Origin of the sequence: Streptomyces sp. NBC_01237, assembly GCF_035917275.1 — a bacterium.
In the GTDB taxonomy this organism is placed as follows: domain Bacteria; phylum Actinomycetota; class Actinomycetes; order Streptomycetales; family Streptomycetaceae; genus Streptomyces.
Genome location: NZ_CP108509.1, coordinates 500,125 through 517,254, shown reverse-complemented (window position 1 = coordinate 517,254; position 17,130 = coordinate 500,125). Strand labels below are relative to the sequence as shown.

The 17,130-nt window shown below is 71.0% G+C and carries 13 protein-coding genes; 10 read left to right on the top strand and 3 right to left on the bottom strand.

Annotation, left to right across the window (positions count from 1 at the left end):
* Positions 1-23: 23 nt before the first annotated feature.
* The 3 genes from OG251_RS38765 to OG251_RS38755 all read left to right on the top strand — a co-directional run bounded on the left by OG251_RS38765 (position 24) and on the right by OG251_RS38755 (position 3,938).
* The gene (locus tag OG251_RS38765; protein WP_326681967.1) at positions 24-851 is read left to right on the top strand and encodes an alpha/beta fold hydrolase; all 828 of its coding nucleotides are present in this window, start codon (positions 24-26) and stop codon (positions 849-851) included.
* A 163-nt stretch (positions 852-1,014) separates the two neighbouring features.
* A complete protein-coding gene (locus OG251_RS38760; RefSeq protein ID WP_326681966.1) occupies positions 1,015-2,565 on the top strand; it encodes an SDR family oxidoreductase in 1,551 nt (516 codons plus the stop codon).
* 143 nt (positions 2,566-2,708) lie between these two features.
* On the top strand, positions 2,709-3,938 hold the full coding sequence (locus tag OG251_RS38755; RefSeq protein WP_326681965.1) for a phthiocerol/phthiodiolone dimycocerosyl transferase family protein: 1,230 nt from the start codon (positions 2,709-2,711) through the stop codon (positions 3,936-3,938).
* Between the two features lie 202 nt (positions 3,939-4,140).
* Here OG251_RS38755 and OG251_RS38750 read toward each other — a convergent pair whose 3' ends face one another.
* Positions 4,141-4,770, bottom strand: a complete 630-nt coding sequence (locus OG251_RS38750; protein ID WP_326681964.1) for a TetR/AcrR family transcriptional regulator — start codon at positions 4,768-4,770, stop codon at positions 4,141-4,143.
* A 201-nt stretch (positions 4,771-4,971) separates the two neighbouring features.
* Between OG251_RS38750 and OG251_RS38745 the strand changes: the two genes are divergently transcribed.
* A complete protein-coding gene (locus OG251_RS38745; protein WP_326681963.1) occupies positions 4,972-5,934 on the top strand; it encodes a zinc-binding dehydrogenase in 963 nt (320 codons plus the stop codon).
* A gap of 142 nt (positions 5,935-6,076) precedes the next feature.
* Here the strand turns inward: OG251_RS38745 and OG251_RS38740 are convergent, their stop codons facing one another.
* Positions 6,077-7,666, bottom strand: a complete 1,590-nt coding sequence (locus OG251_RS38740) for a hypothetical protein (protein ID WP_326681962.1) — start codon at positions 7,664-7,666, stop codon at positions 6,077-6,079.
* A gap of 490 nt (positions 7,667-8,156) precedes the next feature.
* On the opposite strand from OG251_RS38740, the gene OG251_RS38735 reads away from it, so the two are divergent.
* From OG251_RS38735 to OG251_RS38715, 5 genes are all read left to right on the top strand, one after another.
* On the top strand, positions 8,157-9,236 hold the full coding sequence (locus OG251_RS38735; RefSeq protein WP_326681961.1) for a LacI family DNA-binding transcriptional regulator: 1,080 nt from the start codon (positions 8,157-8,159) through the stop codon (positions 9,234-9,236).
* A 127-nt stretch (positions 9,237-9,363) separates the two neighbouring features.
* Entirely contained in the window at positions 9,364-10,965 is a 1,602-nt protein-coding gene (locus OG251_RS38730) for an FAD-dependent oxidoreductase (protein WP_442818448.1), read from the top strand.
* A 198-nt stretch (positions 10,966-11,163) separates the two neighbouring features.
* Positions 11,164-13,293, top strand: coding sequence for a hydantoinase/oxoprolinase family protein (locus OG251_RS38725; RefSeq protein WP_326681960.1), 2,130 nt, complete (start codon positions 11,164-11,166; stop codon positions 13,291-13,293).
* Positions 13,290-13,892 carry a hypothetical protein gene (locus OG251_RS38720; protein WP_326681959.1) on the top strand — a complete coding sequence of 201 codons (603 nt, stop codon included), beginning with the start codon at positions 13,290-13,292 and terminating at the stop codon, positions 13,890-13,892. Before OG251_RS38725 ends, OG251_RS38720 begins: the two co-directional genes overlap by 4 nt.
* 4 nt (positions 13,893-13,896) lie before the next feature.
* The gene (locus OG251_RS38715) at positions 13,897-15,177 is read left to right on the top strand and encodes a TRAP transporter large permease subunit (protein WP_326681958.1); all 1,281 of its coding nucleotides are present in this window, start codon (positions 13,897-13,899) and stop codon (positions 15,175-15,177) included.
* A gap of 285 nt (positions 15,178-15,462) precedes the next feature.
* Here OG251_RS38715 and OG251_RS38710 read toward each other — a convergent pair whose 3' ends face one another.
* The gene (locus OG251_RS38710; protein ID WP_326681957.1) at positions 15,463-16,032 is read right to left on the bottom strand and encodes a TetR/AcrR family transcriptional regulator; all 570 of its coding nucleotides are present in this window, start codon (positions 16,030-16,032) and stop codon (positions 15,463-15,465) included.
* Positions 16,033-16,136: 104 nt separating this feature from the next.
* Between OG251_RS38710 and OG251_RS38705 the strand changes: the two genes are divergently transcribed.
* Entirely contained in the window at positions 16,137-17,048 is a 912-nt protein-coding gene (locus tag OG251_RS38705; protein ID WP_326681956.1) for an alpha/beta hydrolase family protein, read from the top strand.
* Positions 17,049-17,130 lie beyond the last annotated feature (82 nt).

Below are 17,130 nucleotides of genomic sequence, written 5' to 3'. Positions count from 1 at the left end.
CGACCATCCGGAAGGACGGACGCATGCCCACGGTGACCACACGCGACGGTGTCGAGATCTTCTACAAGGACTGGGGGCAGGGGCGTCCCGTGGTCTTCATCCACGGCTGGCCGCTCAACGGCGACGCCTGGCAGGACCAGCTCAAGTACGTGGCCGACAACGGATTCCGGGGCATCGCGCACGACCGGCGCGGCCACGGCCGCTCCACTCCGGTGTACGACGGCTATGACTTCGACACCTTCGCCGATGACCTGAACGACCTCATCAACGCCCTCGATCTGCGCGACGTGACCCTCGTGGCGCACTCGATGGGCGGCGGCGAACTGGCCCGATACATCGGCCGGCACGGCACCGGCCGGATCGCGTCCGCCGTCCTGCTCTCCGCGATCACACCCCTGATGCTCCAGGGCCCCGACAATCCCGACGGCGTGCCGCAGGACGTCTTCGACGGCATCAAGCAGGGCATTCTCAAGGAGCGCTCGCAGTTCTGGAAGGACACCGCGGAAGGGTTCTTCTCCGCGAACCGTCCCGGCAACAAGGTCACCCAGGGCAACAAGGACGCCTTCTGGTACATGGCCATGGCCGAGACCATCGAGGGCGGTGTGGCCTGCGTCGACGCGTTCGCGCACACGGACTTCCACGAGGACCTGAAGAAGTTCGACATCCCCACCCTCGTCGTGCACGGCGACGACGACCTGATCGTACCGATCGACGCCACCGGCCGCAGGAGTGCCGAACTCATCGCCGACGCGACGCTCCGCGTCTACGAAGGCGGCTCCCACGGCATCGCGCTCGTCGCAGGCGACAAGGAGAAGTTCAACCAGGATCTCCTGGGCTTCCTCAACAGCTGACCCGGGCGGCCCGAGCCGGGCCCGCCGGCCCTGCCGTGCCTGGCCGGGCCGTGGTGGCCGTTCCGAGCCCGGCGGGGGGTAGCAGGCCCCGCGCCGGGAAGCGGAATGAGCCGTACACGGGCACGGTGGAAGGGGCGACGATCGACAGGACACGGAGGGCGCCATGGATCAGGAAGATGTCGCAGTGGGACTCCACTGTCTGGTGACCGGGGCGACCGGTTACATCGGCGGGCGGCTGGTTCCCGAGCTGCTCGACGCCGGACACCGCGTGCGATGCCTCGCGCGTACCCCGGAGAAGCTGCGCGACCACCCGTGGGCGGGCCGGGCCGAGGCCGTCCGGGGCGACGTCCTGGATCCGGATTCCCTCCGGGCCGCCATGCACGGCGTCGATGTCGCCTACTACCTGGTCCACACGCTCGGCAGCGGTAGCGGCTTCGAGGCCACGGACCGCGAGGCGGCCCGGAACTTCGCCGAGCAGGCACGTGCCGCAGGGGTGTCCCGGATCATCTACCTCGGCGGCCTCACGCCCGCGGACGTACCGGAGGACGAGCTGTCACCGCATCTGCGCTCGCGTGCGGAGGTTGGCGACATCCTGCTGAGGTCCGGGGTTCCGACCACGGTGCTGCGCGCGGCCGTGATCATCGGTTCGGGCTCGGCCTCCTTCGAGATGCTGCGCTACCTCACGGAACGCCTGCCGGTCATGGTCACCCCGAGCTGGGTGTCGACCAGGATCCAGCCGATCGCCGTCCGCGACGTGCTGCGGTACCTGGTGGGCAGCGTCGATATGCCCGCCGAGGTGAACCGCACCTTCGACATCGGTGGTCCCGACGTCGTCACGTACCGGGAGATGATGGAGGAGTACGCGGCGATCGCCCAGCTGCGGAAGCGGCTGATCCTGCCCGTGCCGATGCTGACGCCGCGCCTGTCCAGCCACTGGATCGGACTGGTCACCCCGGTGCCCCGCTCGATCGCGCGACCGCTCGCGGAGTCGTTGAAGTACGAGGTGGTGTGCGCCGAACACGACATCCGGCGATACGTTCCCGACGGCCCCGGGCAGCCGTTCACCTTCGAGCGGGCGCTCACGCTCGCGCTCCAGCGGGTGCGCGAGGCGAACGTGACCACACGGTGGTCGTCGGCCTCGGTGCCCGGCGTGCCGAGCGACCCGTTGCCGACCGACCCGGACTGGGCGGGCGGCAGTCTCTACGTCGATGAGCGGAAGGCCGAGGTGGACGCGCCGCCCGAGGCGCTGTGGAGCGCCATCGAGAGCATCGGGGGTGACAACGGCTGGTACTCCTTCCCCCTGGCCTGGGCCGTCCGCGGCTGGCTCGATCGTGCTGTGGGCGGCGTCGGACTGCGACGCGGCCGCCGGGACGCCACGCGGCTCAGAGTGGGTGACTCACTGGACTTCTGGCGGGTCGAGGAGATCGAGCGGGGGCACCTGCTCCGGCTGCGCGCCGAGATGCGGCTGCCGGGCCTGGCCTGGCTGGAGCTCTACGCGGAGCGGAACGGGACGGGCGGTGTCCGGTACCGGCAGCGGGCACTGTTCCATCCCCGGGGACTGCTGGGCCATGCCTACTGGTGGAGCGTCTCCCCGTTCCACGCCATCGTCTTCGGCGGCATGGCACGGAACATCACTCGGGCCGCCCTGTCGCCGAAGCGGGCGGAACCGGTCGAGCCGGCCTCGGCTCTCCAGCGCGGGGGAGCGGGGGCGTAGCCGTACGCCGGTAGAGCGCCGTCGAATGCCTCGGTGCGCCTGTCGATGCGGGCCGGTGAGTGGGCAGCACTACCGAGGGCCGTCATCGGGCGGGCGGCCTCACGGGCAGCGGTGCCACTGTGCGTCAGGCTGGGGAGGATTCCATGGTGGAGCGTCTGCTCGCACCGCACGAGGCGGCCATCGCCGAGGGCGGTGTCCGGCTCGTACTGCACAGCGATGTCGAGGGCGATCTGGACGAAGAGATCCTGACCGAGGCACTGGCCCGCCTTCGGTCCAGTTACCCGCTGCTGGCAGGCAGCATCGTCCGGGGTGCGGACGGCGAGCAGGTCGTCCGGATCGACGAGACTGCCCCAGGACCCCTACTGAACAATGGTGTTGATCTCGATCAGGAGATCAGCGCCCCCCTTGCCTGGGACAAGGGACCGCTGTTGCGACTGACGCTGCTGCATGAGCCCCACCGCACCCGTGTAGTGATGACGCTGCCCCGGGCGTTCTCGGACGGGATGAGTTATCTGGCCGTCCATCAACGGCTGTGGGACCTCTACACCGCGCTCTCCACGCGCCGGCCGGTCGCCACCGAGCCCGTCCGGCCGGTGCTGGGCCCGGCGCTGGACGACATGCTCGCCTCCCGTTTCACTCCGCAACAGCTGAGAGAATTCGTCGCCGAACGCGCGCGGCTGGACGCCGGGGCGCCGCCCTCCCTGCTGCCCGCCCTCGCTTCCCGCAACGGTGCTCCCGGCCCCGACACGAGCTTCGGCATCATCGGCGTCGAAGCCGACGCCGACCGGTGCGGGAGGCTGGTCCAGTGCGCCCACGATGCCTCGCTCACCCTCAACGCCCTCGTCTCCGGGATCCTGTTGACCAGCCTGCGCTCCCTCTTTCCCGCAGCGGTCGATCCGGTACGGATGCTGTGCACCACGGCCGTGGACATGCGCCGCAGGCTCGACCCGCCACTGCCCGACCAGGTGCTTCAGTCGGCCGCCACCACCACGTCCATCCGGCTCCGGGTCACCGACCGGTCCCACCCCGTCGAGGTGGGGCACGACCTGGCCGCCCGGCTGCGCGCCGATCTGGACACGGGCGCCGCGGCGATGGAACTGGCGGCCTTCGCCTACATGCTCGACCAGCACCCGCCCAGCCTGGTCATCACCAACGTGGGCATCATCACCGAACCGCGCCTGCCCGGAGGTCTCCGGATCCGCGACGTGCGCCTGGCACCGCTGGGCCACGTACCGATGATCTTCGCGGTCGTCAGCCGCTACAAGGGCCGCCTCGCCGTCGATCTGACCTACAGCCGGGCCTGGTACACCGACGCCCAGATCCAGGAACTGGCCCGCCATGTCTCCGTCGCGCTGGACGACCTGGTGGCCTGATCGCCGGACCGGCATCTCGGCGTACCACCCGCCCACCTGGAAGTGCTGCCCGGCACGGCCTGCCCGGAGCCGCTCAAGAAGGAGTACGGCGGTCCACGCAGCTCAAGAAGGAGTACGGCGTCCACGGAAGCGTTCCACGTACCCGGCGCCGGACCCCGCCCGCCTCCGCCATCAGCCCCCTGTGATCCCGCTCGCCGACGGGTCAGGCGCTGTCCGGTGCCGGGGGTGCCAGCAGCGCCGGTGGCGGTAGCGGTGCGTGTCGAGGGCAGGCCTCGAACGCCTGGATCACCAACCCCGCGAAGCGGCGGGAGGCCGTGACCTGAGAAGCGGTCGATCCGGTGTGGATTCCCTTGTTGGCCATGAGGACGAGAATGAGGTCGTCCAGGACGAAGTCGGACCGCAGATGTCCTGCCTCCTTGGCGCGCCGGGCCAGTCCGGCGACTTCATTGACCGTGTACTCACGCCCCGCGACGTCCGGCGCCCCGGGGACGGTCGACAGGAAGGCTTCGGTGAAGCCCCGGTCGCGTGCGTGCAGTTCGCAGATCTTCTCGATCACCAGACAGAGGCCATGCCATGGATCGCGATCGGCGCACCCCTCGTCGACGATGGTGCGACATGCGCGCAGCTGGTCCGCGAAGGCTTCGGCGATGAGTATCTGCTTGGTCGGGAAGCGACGGTACAAGGTGGCGGGCCCGACACCGGCGCGCCGCGCGACCTCGCGCATCGGCACGTCCAGGCCGTCGGCGGAGAACAGTGCCCGCGCCGCGTCGAGGATGCTTTCGCGATTGTCCCGTGCGTCGGAGCGCAGGGTGTGAGGCAAACGATCGCTCATGCTCTCACTTTAGCTAAACGGACGGGGGCGTCCGTTAGCGTGCGAGACGTGGCAACTCACCCGGATCATCGGGGCGCGCGATACCGGGGCAGCCTCCGGCGGTTCGTGCCCCGGCGGTCCGCCACAGGCGTCGTCAGTGGCGATCGGTGGTGGGCATGGAGCAGGACCGCGCCCGAGCGGTCCGGAACATGGGAGGCGGACGTGAAGGCAGTCGCGATACAGACGTACGGAGGTCCCGAGGGCCTGGTGGTCATCGACCTGCCGGCCCCCGCACCTGGCGGCGGCCAGGTGCTGATCACCACCGAGGCGATCGGTGTCGGTGGTGTCGACACCGTGATCCGGAGCGGAGCCCTGGCCGCCTACGGCTTCAAGGAGGGTTTCGTCCCGGGCAGCGAGGTGGCGGGCACCGTGTCGGCGGTCGGTGACGGTGTCGACGTGTCGTGGATCGGCCGACGGGTGTGGGCCTTCACCGGCACCGGTGGAGGCTACGTCGAACAGGCGGTCGTGTCCGTCGAGGAGATCGTCCCGCTGCCCGGGAACCTGTCAGCCGTCGACGTGGTGGCCCTCGGCGGTCCCGGCGTGGTGGCCCACTTCGGACTCCGCCACGCCCACTTCGCTCCCGGTGAGACGGTCCTGGTACGGGGCGCGGCCGGAAGCATCGGGATCATGGCAGTGCAACTCGCCGCTCGCGGCGGAGCCGCCGCGGTGGCGGTCACCACATCCTCGGCCGAGCGTGGCAGGCGACTGCTCCGTCTCGGCGCTACCCACGTGCTGGAGCGCTCCGGCGAAGGAGGGGAAGGCGCCCCTGCGGGCTATGACGTCATCATCGACGTGGTGGCCGGTGGGGACATGCCGTCGTTCTTCGACCGGCTCAACCCGAACGGCCGCATGGTGGCAGTGGGTGCTGTCGCGGGCCAGCCGCCCGCGGACTTCGGAACGAAGATCATGGCGGCGTTCCAGAAGTCGATGTCCTTCGCCGCTTTCAGCGCCGCCACCGTCTCCGAGGCCGACCGGTCCGCCGTACGGCGCGAACAGTTCGCCGCGGCGAGCCGCGGCGAGATCGCAACAGTGGTGCACGACGTGCTCCCACTGGACGCGGCCATGCTGGCGCACCGGAGGATGGACGAGGGCGGGGTCTTCGGCAGGATCGTGCTGACACCGTGACCGCCGTCACCCACACCGGGCCCGCCACGATGCCCCGCCCAGCCGAGAGAGCCCACCGTCGGTACGTTCGGGACCTTCGGTCCCGGAAGACAGAGTCGGGGCTCCCCTCGCGACCGCGCTCCACGTGCGAGCCGATCAGCCCTCAGCCGGGGTGCCGCACGCCGATGCGGTCGATCGCGCAGGTGCCCGGAGTCCGGGTGCTGTCGGCGTGCTGGCCGAGGTGGGTCAGGCGGAGCGTGTTGACGCCTGCCTGTAGTGGGACCTGGGTGAACTCCGGCTCGGTGTAGGTCATGACCGGGCTGTAGAGGTCGAGCGGTTCACCCACTGTGGTCCCGTTGACCGACAGCCGGTAGATGCCTCTGGAGTCATGGTGTTTCACCCGCAGTCGCAGGGTGCGCAGGCCGGGGCCCGGCTGGGGGAACCGGCAGGTCAGTGCGTCCCCGGGGGCGGCCGGTGTGAACAGCAGCCCGTGACCGGAGCCGCATTGGGGGTCGGCGAAGGTCCCGGCGCTGCCGCCCGACACGGCGCGGGCGAGGTCCTCCGCCTCCGCCTGCCAGTCCAGGGGGCGTGGTGCCCAGTCGCCGTGCGAGTCGCAGAGCACCACGCGGGTGCGGTCGGTGGCCGCTTCCGTGTCGGTGTAGGCGACCATGCGGCCGTCGGGCGAGAAGCCCGGATGGGGGTGGCCGGGGTGGGCGGAGCCCCAGCCGGCCGGGCCGAGGGTACGCGGTGGGTGTACGCCGGTGAGGTCGACCAGCGCCACCGAGCCCGTCTGCCCGGGCCCCGAGCCGTTGCGGCCGTTGGTGTCGGTCACGGCCCAGCGGCCGTCGGCGGAGACGGAGCAGTGGTTGTACGCGCCGTTCGTGCCCGAGGGGCCCCGTGCCAGCAGCCGGTCCGGCCGGTCGTCGGGGTGGACCATCCACAGCCCCGGGGCGCTGCCGCCGATCGCCACGGCGAGGCACCCGGTGTCGGCACCGGACGTCCACACCTCATGGGTCGCGACCGGTACGCCCGCCGCGCCCTGGTCCCAGATCATCCTGCCCTGTGGTGCGTGGACGGGGTGCAGGGCCCAGGTGCGGGTGCTGCCGCCGAGCGAGTAGCCGATCCATTCGGGATCGTGGGCGCTGTACTGGAAGTGGGTGGCCATCACGTTCCCCGAGAACACCTCCTTGACCCGGCCGCCCGTGAGTTCGATCTCCACCGCTGTGGTCGGTCCGGCGGTGATCGGGGCCGGGTAGTGGCTGCACAGAACCCGGTCGCCCGCCGGATGCAGGTTCACGACGACGCTGAGCGCCCGGCCCGGTGGCGGGGAGTAGAGCTTCACGGGCGAGGGACTGGCCAGGTCGATCAGCCAGACGGCGTTCCCGGCGCAGGTGACGAGGCGTCCGGAGTGGATGTTCCACCAGACGAACGGATTCCGGTCGCTGGCCGGAGTGGCGAACCGTGCCAGGAACCGCTCCGCGCCGGAGCGCAGATTCACCTCCCACAGACTCGTGGCCCCGGCCTCCCGCTGACCCAGCACGATGCGGTCGGCATCGACGAAACCGTTGTGGGTCGGATACGTGAAGTAGCGCTGCCGGCCGAACGAACTGAGGTATCGCACCTCGAACGGTTCACGGGCCGTAGCGGCGAGGGCAGCGGCCTCGCTCGCACCGCCCGTCCCGGCGGTGAATCCAGCGGCCAGCACAGCCAGCCCGGCCAAGCGGCCGAACCCTCTTCGGGTGATCTCACTCATGGCGTCCTCACTCATGCGTGCTCACGGTGGGTGGCGCTCAGCTTCGAACCCGACCAGGGGACGCGTCAAGGTGCTAATACGTATTACTGCCGGTCCTCGGTGGATCTGGAGTGCCGAGCGCGCATCGGCTTGAGGGGCGTCGAGGTCCTGCTTCCGGGCAAGGAAACCCCCGTTTCCCAGCCGTCGCCCCGGCTTTGGGTGCCCGTCAGGGAGTTGCACCGAGCCGGTGAAGCCGCATCGCACCCCGTTGCTGCTGCGGGCCTGTCCGCCATGGTCCGAAGCGCGCGTCGGGTTCGCGGAATCCGCCGACTCATCGGCTGCGTCGCGGTGTGTGCGGAGTCGGCCGGCGGGCCCGGACCGGGCCAGGGAATGGACACCTCCCGGTTCCCGAGAAAGTTGCTCCCGACCCCTTGACCAGCCGCTCGGGAAGCCCTCAAAGTACTCGTCAACACCCCGTACTAATACGCATTAATGAAAGAACGGAGCGGAGATGGCGCAGCGGGAAGCGCACGGTCGGCGTGGTCGGACGTCCCGCCCCAGGCAGGCCGAAGTCGCCCGCCTGGCGGGAGTGTCGCAGGCCACCGTCTCGCTGGTGCTCGGAGGGAACAAGCAGGGCATCTCGATATCCGAGGAGACCCGGCGCAGGGTGCTCGACGCGGCGGACAGCCTCGGATATGTGCCCGATCCGGTCGCACGCCGGCTCGCTGCCGCCCGCAACAACCTGCTCGGCGTCTTCTCCTTCACCGCCACCTTTCCGACCGATGTGCAGCACTCGTACTACCCCTTTCTCGTCGGCGTCGAGCAGGAGGCCGCCTCCCGCGGCTACGACCTGGTCCTCTTCACCGGCTCCAGCTCCGGCGGCGCCGGAGCTGCCCGACCGGAGGCTCTGAACCGGGTCAGGCTCGCCGACGGTTGCCTCTTCCTCGGCCGCCACGCACCCAGCACCGAGCTGAGGCGGCTCGTGGACGACGGATTCCCCGTGGTCCACATCGGCCGCCGTGACGAACTCGAAGGGCTCGCCTGCGTCGGCGCCGACTATGTGAGCGCGAGCAGTGAAGTCGTCGCCCGCCTCGCGGCGGCGGGGCATCGGCGGATCGTGCTCGTTCGCGAGGCCGACGACGCGCCTGCCTCGACCGACCGTGAGCACGGCTTCCTCAAGGGGCTGGAGGAAGCCGGACTTCCGGCCGGGCCGGCCGCCGTCTTCCGGGATGCCGACCCGGCAAGGGAGTTGACGTCGGCATGGCTGCACGCGCGACTCGCCGAGGGCGTCACCGCCTTCGTCGCCGAGGAGACCGACACGGGTGCCGCGTGGCGAGCACTGCGCGATGCCGTCCGCGACGCGGGCCTCGCCTGCCCGCGCGATGTCTCGCTGGCGCTGCTCGGCAGCCCGCCGGCCGATCTGGCAGATGAGCCCGAACCGACCGGATTCGACATCCCGCGGCTGGAGTTGGGCGCCGCCGCGATTCGTCTGCTCGCCGCTCTCGTGGCCGGTGAACAGGCCGCGGAACCTCTTGTGGCCTGCCCGTTCCGCCCGGGCGCGACGGTCGGGCCGCCGCCGACGCGGGCCTGACGGCACGCCCTTGAACCCTGACCCGAGGCCGTGGGTCCCGTATCCGAACCCGTGATCCACGGCCCGGCGTCCCTTCGTACCGCACCGATGCGTCCCGCATCGAGTACCACGCAACACAAGGAGTGAAGTGAACGTGCAGCAACCCGACATCCTCGTCGTCGGTGGAGGTCTCGGCGGCGTCGCGGCGGCGCTGGCCGCGTGCCGGGCCGGACGCAACGTCGTCCTCACCGAGGAGACCGACTGGATCGGCGGCCAGCTGACCTCGCAGGCCGTGCCCCCGGACGAGCACCCCTGGGTCGAACAGTTCGGCACCACGGCCTCGTACCGCAGTCTGCGCGAGGGCATCCGTCAGTACTACCGGCAGTGGTACCCGCTGCGCTCCGAGGCCCTCGCCCTGACCGAGCTCAACCCGGGCGCGGGACGGGTCAGCAAGCTCTGCCACGAACCCCGGGTCGCCCTCGCTGTCCTGGAGTCCATGCTCGCCCCCCACCGGGCCGCGGGGCGGCTGGTCGTCCTGACCGAACACCGGCCGGTCGCCGTGGAGTCCGACAACGATGTCATCCGAGCGGTGACACTCGCGTCCCTGCGGGACGGCAGCCGCCGGACCCTCAGCGCCCGCTATGTCGTCGACGCGACCGAAACCGGCGAACTCCTGGCTCTCGCCGATGTCGAGCACGCCAACGGAGCCGAAGCACAGGGGGAGTTCGACGAGCCCCACGCACCCGCCGAGGCCCAGCCGCTCAACCAGCAGGGCATCACCGTCTGCTTCGCGCTCTCCCACCACGCCGGCCAGGACCACACCGTCGACCGGCCCGAGGACTACGCCTTCTGGCGCTCCTACCGTCCCGACTTCTGGCCCGGCCCGCTCCTCGGCTTCGAGGCCCCCGACCCGCGCACCCTCGAACCCGTGCCGCGTACCTTCGTCCCCAACCCCGCACTCGACCCCCTGGACGTCACGGCCGACCAGAGCGCCGACGCGGGCGACAAGGAACTCTGGGGCTTCCGCCGCATCCTCGCCCGCACGATGCACCGGCCCGGATCGTTCGACTCCGACATCACTCTGGTCAACTGGCCCCTCAACGACTACTGGCTCAAGCCCTACATCGGCGAGGAGGAGCAGGCCCTGCGCGAGGCACGGCAGTTGTCCCTCTCCCTGTTGTACTGGCTGCAGACCGAGGCCCCCCGGCAGGACGGCGGCACCGGCTTCCCCGGCCTGCGTATCCGCCCCGATGTCACCGGCACCGCCGACGGGCTGGCCAAGGCTCCGTACATCCGTGAATCCCGCCGCATCAAGGCGGTCACCACGGTCACCGAGCACGATGTCGCCATCGACCTGGTGGGCCCGCGCGGCGGCACCCGGTACCGCGACTCGGTCGGCGTCGGCGGCTATCGCATCGACCTCCACCCCTCCACCGGCGGCGACAACTACATCGACATCGGGTCCGTGCCCTTCGAGATCCCGCTCGGCGCTCTCGTACCCCGCCGGGTGCGCAATCTGCTCCCCGCGGGCAAGAACATCGGCACGACCCACATCACCAACGGCTGCTACCGGCTGCATCCGGTGGAGTGGAACGTCGGAGAGGCCGCCGGAGCGCTGGCCGCCCACTGCCTCGCCGAGGACGTCGAACCGCACCAGGTCCAGGCGGACGACAAGCACTTCGACGAGTTCGCCCGCGTCCTCGACCGTGCCGGGGTCCAGCGCCACTGGCCCGACGTCCGGGGTTACTAGCGCCCCCGGGCCGCTCAACCGCCGCTGTCGGCAACCCCCCTCGCATCGCGCGATCCCGCATCGCGTACCCCCGTGCTCCGTACACCTCGCGCACCCCGTACGTCCGCACTCCGAAGCCCGCGCCCCGTACGCCTGTACCCCGTACGCACCCCGCACCCGTACACCCCGCACCGCAGCACAAGGAGGTGCTCTCCCACCATGACCACCCAACGTATCCGTGTCGGCATCGATGTCGGCGGGACGTTCACCGACGCCGTGGCCGTCGACGCCAAGACTCTCGAACTGCTGGGACAGGTGAAGGTCCCCACCAGTCACCACCACGAGGACGGCGTTGCCCACGGGATCGTCACCGCCCTCGACCGGCTGCTCGCACAGACCGGCCGGGATCCCGAGCACGTGGCCTTCCTCGCCCACGGCACGACCCAGGCCACCAACGCCCTGCTCGAAGGCGATGTCGCGACCGTCGGCCTGGTCGGCATCGGCTCCGGCGCCGGAGCCGTCCTCACCCGCCGGCTCGCCGCCCTCGGCAGGCTCGAACTCACCCCCGGCAAGCGCCTTCCGCTCACCTACACCCATGTGGACGACCCCGAGGACGCCGCCGCCGTCAGCCGTGCCGTCGACGCCGTCACCCAGGACGGCGCGCAGGTCCTCGTCGCCAGCGAGCCGTTCGGCGTCGACCGCCCGGAGGGGGAGGAAGCGGTCACCGCCGCCGCACGCACGGCCGGACTGCCCGCGACCGCCGCCCACGAGATCACCTCGCTCTACGGGCTGCACAAGCGGACCCGTACCGCCGTGATCAACGCGGCCATCCTGCCGAGGATGCTGGCCACCGCCGATCTCGTCGACGCCTCCATCACCAAGGCGGGCGTCACCGCCCCCCTGATGGTGATGCGCTGCGACGGCGGAGTGATGTCCCTGGACGAGATGCGGCGCAGGCCCCTGCTGACCGTCCTGTCCGGCCCCGCCGCGGGGGTCGCGGGCGCGCTCATGCAGGAGAGGATCAGTGAAGGGCTGTTCCTGGAGACCGGTGGCACATCCACCGACATCAGTGTCGTGCGACGCGGCAAGGTCGCCGTCCGGCACGCCGTCATCCTCGGCCGCACGACCTACCTCAACGCCCTGGACGTACGGACCGTCGGTGTCGGCGGCGGCTCCATGGTGCGCATCGACGGCGGGCGGATCACCGGCGTCGGACCCCGCAGCGCACACATCGCCGGGCTGCCCTACGCCTGCTTCGCCCCGCTCGACGATCTCCGCGACGCGACCGTCACCACCATCCGGCCGATGGACGACGACCCGGCCGACCATGTCGTCATCGAGGCGGCGGGAGGCCGCTACGCCCTGACCATGACATGCGCCGCCAACGCGCTCGGCCGGGTCCCCGAGGGCGACTTCGCCCGCTGCGACCCGGCCGCTGCCCGCGCGGCGATCGCCCCGCTCGCCGAACGCCTCGGTCTCGACGTACCCACGGCGGCGTCCAGGATCCTGGACGCCGGCACGGACCGGGTGAAGGCCGTGGTCGACGCGATGGTGAAGGACTACCGGCTCGACAAGGACACCGCCGTGCTCGTCGGCGGGGGAGGAGGCGCGGCCTCCGTCACCCCACATCTGGCCCACACCAGTGGCATGGAGGGCCGGATCGCCCGCCACAGCGAGGTCATCAGCCCGATCGGAGTCGCCCTCGCCCTCGTCCGCGAGCAGGTCGAGCGGATCATCCCGGGCGCCGGGGAGGAACAGATCCTCGCGGTCCGCGCGGAAGCGGAGGCCGCCGTCGTCGCCCAGGGCGCCGCGCCCGACGGCGTCGAGGTCGAAGTGACCGTCGACCCGCAGACCAGCACGGTACGGGCCGTGGCCACCGGTGCAACCGAACTGCGCACCCAGGACCGGGCCCACCGCGCCGACGACGACGAACGTCTGCGCACCGCCGCCGTCAGCCTCAAGGCCGACCCGGCCCATGTCGACGTGCTGGCCGGCACCTCGGCGCACACCGTGTACGGGACCGAGGTACGTCGCCGGCTCCGCGCCACCCGCCGCCCGGTCCGGGTCATCGACGCGGACGGTGTGGTCCGCCTCCACGTGGCGGACGCCCGGGTGGAGACGACCACCGTGGGCCGCGCCCCCGAGGTGCTCGCCGCTCTGGTGCGTGACGCCACCTCGTACGGGGACGGCGGTGTCCGCGCCCCCGCCGTGCGGCTGCTCCTCGGCTCCCGGATCGCCGACCTCTCCGGCGTACTCGACCCCGAGCCGCTGCTCGCCCTCGCCCGCGGCGAACTCAAGGCGCGGGCCGCCGACGAACCGGTGGTCGCGGTAGTGGAGGTACGGGCATGAACACCGCGGCAGGCCGTGGCCCGAAGACCCCGCCGCACCGGGCCGACGACCTCGAACTGGCCGTCGATCTGCTCGCCGATACGCCCACGCACGAAGGGCGCGACCGGGCACTGCTGCGCCAATGGGCCCGTATCGCGGCGGAGTTCGGGTCCGCACTACCCGCGGCACAGCCCCGTGCGCGCGTGGTGGAGTCCGATGGCGGGCTGGACCTGGGTCTGCTGGCCCGCTACACCACCCGGCCCGTACCGACGGTCGAGCTCTTCACCGACTCCTTCGCCCGCGCGGAGGAGATCGTCGAGGCGCGTGGATGGCGCCACTGGTTCCCCGCGGGTTCCCTCCGCGCCGCCGCCCTCGCCCACGAAGCCGTCCACGAACAGCTCCACCACGGCCCGGCACGGGCCGCCCTCAAGCAGGCGCTCGGCCACACCGTCCTCCATCTGGGCCGGCACCGGCTGCTCGGCCATGTCGTGGGCGCCGAGGAGATCGCCGCCCACGCCCACGCCCGGACCGTCTGCGGACTCGGCCGCAGCCCCCTCCTGCTCACGGCCGCCCTCGCGGACGCCTGCACCGTCCCCGCACCGCACGGAAGAGAGAACTGACGCCATGGGTCTCGTCATCCTGCTCGTCATGGCGGCCGGTGTCGCCGCGATGCTCACCCGCAGAATTCCCACCGCCTTCGCCCTGGTGCTGCTCGCCGTCGCCATCGCCGTGGTCGCCGGTGCCCCGCTCACCGGGAAGGGCAGTGTGCTCCTCACCGTCCTCCAGGAGGGCGCGCCCACCCTCGCCGCCACCATGATCGCCGTACTGCTCGGCTCCTGGCTCGGCAAGCTCCTCGACGAGACCGGCATCGCCGGCACCCTCGTCAGGAAGATCATCGAATTCGGCGGCGACCGCCCCACCGTGGTCGCACTCGGAGTTCTCGGAGTCTCCGCCCTCGTCGGAACGGTCACCGGTTCCGCACCCGCCGCGATGCTCGCCGGGATCATCGGCATCCCCGCGATGATCGCGGTCGGCATCCCCAAGGTCACCGCGGCGGGCACCATCCTCATGGGCATCGCCGTCGGCATCCCCTTCGAGCTGCCGGTCTGGCAGTTCTTCTCCACCGCCCTCGAACTGCCGGTCCCGACCGTCCGCGGCTTCATGATCAAGCTGTTCCCCTTCGCGCTCGTCGCCGCGGTCCTCTTCGTCCTCGTGGAGTCCCGCCGCCGGGGCGTCGAACACGCCTGGGCCTTCAGGCCCGCGACGGCCAAGCCCCTCTCCCGGCGGGCGAAGCTCGGCGACGCCCCCTGGTACGCCCTGATCACCCCGCTCGTCCCCTTGGTCCTCGCCCTCGGCCTCGACGTGCCGATCATCCCCTCGCTGCTCGCCGGAGTGCTCTACGCACTGGTCACCACCACCCGCCCAGGCGGGATGAACAAGAGGCTGCTGCGCACGCTCTACGGCGGCTTCGAGGTCGCCGCCCCGCCGATCGCCCTCTTCATCGCCATCGGCATCCTGCTCGCCGCGGTGAAGCTGCCCGGTGCCGTCGAGGCGCTCGAACCGCTGGTCAAGGCGGTCAGCCCCCAGAACACGGTGCTGTTCGTCCTCGTCTTCACCCTGCTCGTCCCGCTCTGCCTCTACCGCGGCCCGCTGAACGTCTTCGGTCTGGGCGCGGGTATCGCGGGTGTCCTCATCGCCGCCGGGATCTACCCCGCCACCGCGGTCCTCGGCCTCGCCACCTCGTACAACCAGGTGTTCGGCGTGGCCGACCCCACCAGCACCCAGACCGTGTGGAGCGCCCAGTACGCGGGGGTCACTCCGCAGCAAGTGATGCTCCGCACCCTGCCGTACGTCTGGGCCGTCGCCCTCGGCGGTTTCTGCGTCACCGCCGCCACCTACCTCTAGTCCGTGCGGCGACAGCGGATCCGAAGCGATGAACGGTCTCGGTTCATGGGGCCGGGAGAGCTGACGGACGAGCAGTGGGCGGCGCCGGAGCCGGTGTTGCCCGCCGGGTACGGGCCGGGAGGCCAGGTCTGCGACGTGCCCTCCGGTGGGAGCGGGACGGCGCCGGGCACCGGGCCCTCGCCGTTCGGACCCGTGCCGGAGGGGGTACGTGCCCTCCCCATCGGACCCGGCCGGATACGCCCCCGCGCGCAGCAGGCGGTGAGGGTGGCCGGCCGGGTCCTGTCGCTACGCCTGGCGACGGCATCCGGAGAGGAGGGTGGCGACCATGTGCTGGGCGTCGGACCGGTCGTAGTCGGGCCCCGTGATGCAGAGGTTTCCGATGGCGCGCATGAGCGTGTAGGCGCTGACACGGGGGCTGAGTTCGCCGGCGGCGGCACAGGTGTCGAGCAGGGTGGCGCAGGCCGGGACCAGGGTGTCGAGCATGAGGCTGTGGAGGTTCTCCAGTCCTGCGTCACCGGACCCCAGCGCGGCGCCGAGGCCGTGCTTGGTCACCAGGAACTCCACGAACGCGTCCACCCAGCGGGTCAGCGCGGTGAACGGGGAGGCCGACTCCTCCAGGAGCTGGGGCGCGAGTGCGGCACAGGTGTCGATCTGGTGCCGGTAGACGGCGGTGACGAGGTCCGCCCGGGTCGGGAAGTTCCGGTAGATCGTGCCGACGCCGACGCCGGCGCGTTCGGCGATGTCGCGGATGGGGGCTTGGACGCCCTGATCCACGAAGACCGCCGCCGCGGCTGCCAGCACGCCGCTGCGGGTGCGCTGCGCCTGTGCCCGGCGCACTCCGACCGCTTCCTGCACGAGAGCCTCCCATTGCTCGCGGAACAATGTTCCGCTAAATTGGCGGAACGTTGCTCCGCCAAAGTATGGCAGAGCGACCCCGTGGAGAAAGTGCAGGTCCCCTCATGTCTTCCAGCCACCTCGACCGACGGATCGTCTCGGTCAAGCCCATCACCGTCCCCGCGCCCGACCGCAGCGTCGCCCTACAGGTGCGGGTCACCGCCCCCTCGGAGGGCCGGAACCTGCCCGTCATCGTGTTCTCCCACGGCAACGCATGGTCCCTGGACGGATACGAACCTCTCGTCGACCGGTGGGCCACAGCCGGGTTCGTCGTTGTGCAGCCCACCCACCTGGACTCGCGCCGCAACGGTCTCGGGTGGGACGACCCGCGCTTCGCCACCATCTGGCGCGTCCGGATCGCCGACCTCCATGCGGTCCTCGACGGCCTCGACGGCGTTCTCGTCCAGGCCGGCGGTCTGGAGACCCGTGTCGACCGTGAGCGCGTCGCGGTCGTCGGCCACTCCTGGGGTGCCCAGACCGCAGGCGCGCTCCTCGGCGCGCGTGTGCTCGATGCCGACGGCTTGCCCGGAGAGGACTTCTCCCACTCCGCGGTCTCGGCCGGCGTGCTGATCGCGGCGACCGGAACCGGCGACACCCTCACCCCGTTCGCAGCCGAGCACCTGCCGTTCATGAGGCCGGAGTACTCCACCATGACCACCCCGGCCCTGGTCATCGCGGGCGGTAGGGACCGGTCCCAGCTCTCCACCCGGGGGCCGGACTGGTTCACGGACGCCTACCACCTCAGCCCGTCCCCGAAGAGTCTGCTCTCCATCACCGAGGGCGAGCACACCCTCGGTGGCATCGCCGGCGAGATGGTCGCCGAAACCACCGACGAGGCCCCCGACCGCGTCGCCCTCGTCGCCGACGCGATCTCCGCCTACCTCCTCGACGCCTTCGAGCTCGACAACGCCGCGTGGACCGCCCTCGACAGCGCCTCCGGGGCCGGCGACGGTACATGGAGCATCTCCAGCAAGTGAATCCAGCCGGATCGCGCTGTCGACGAATGTCAGGTCCTCACCCGCGGGCGGGTGGCCTTCGATGCTGACCCTGCTGTTCCTG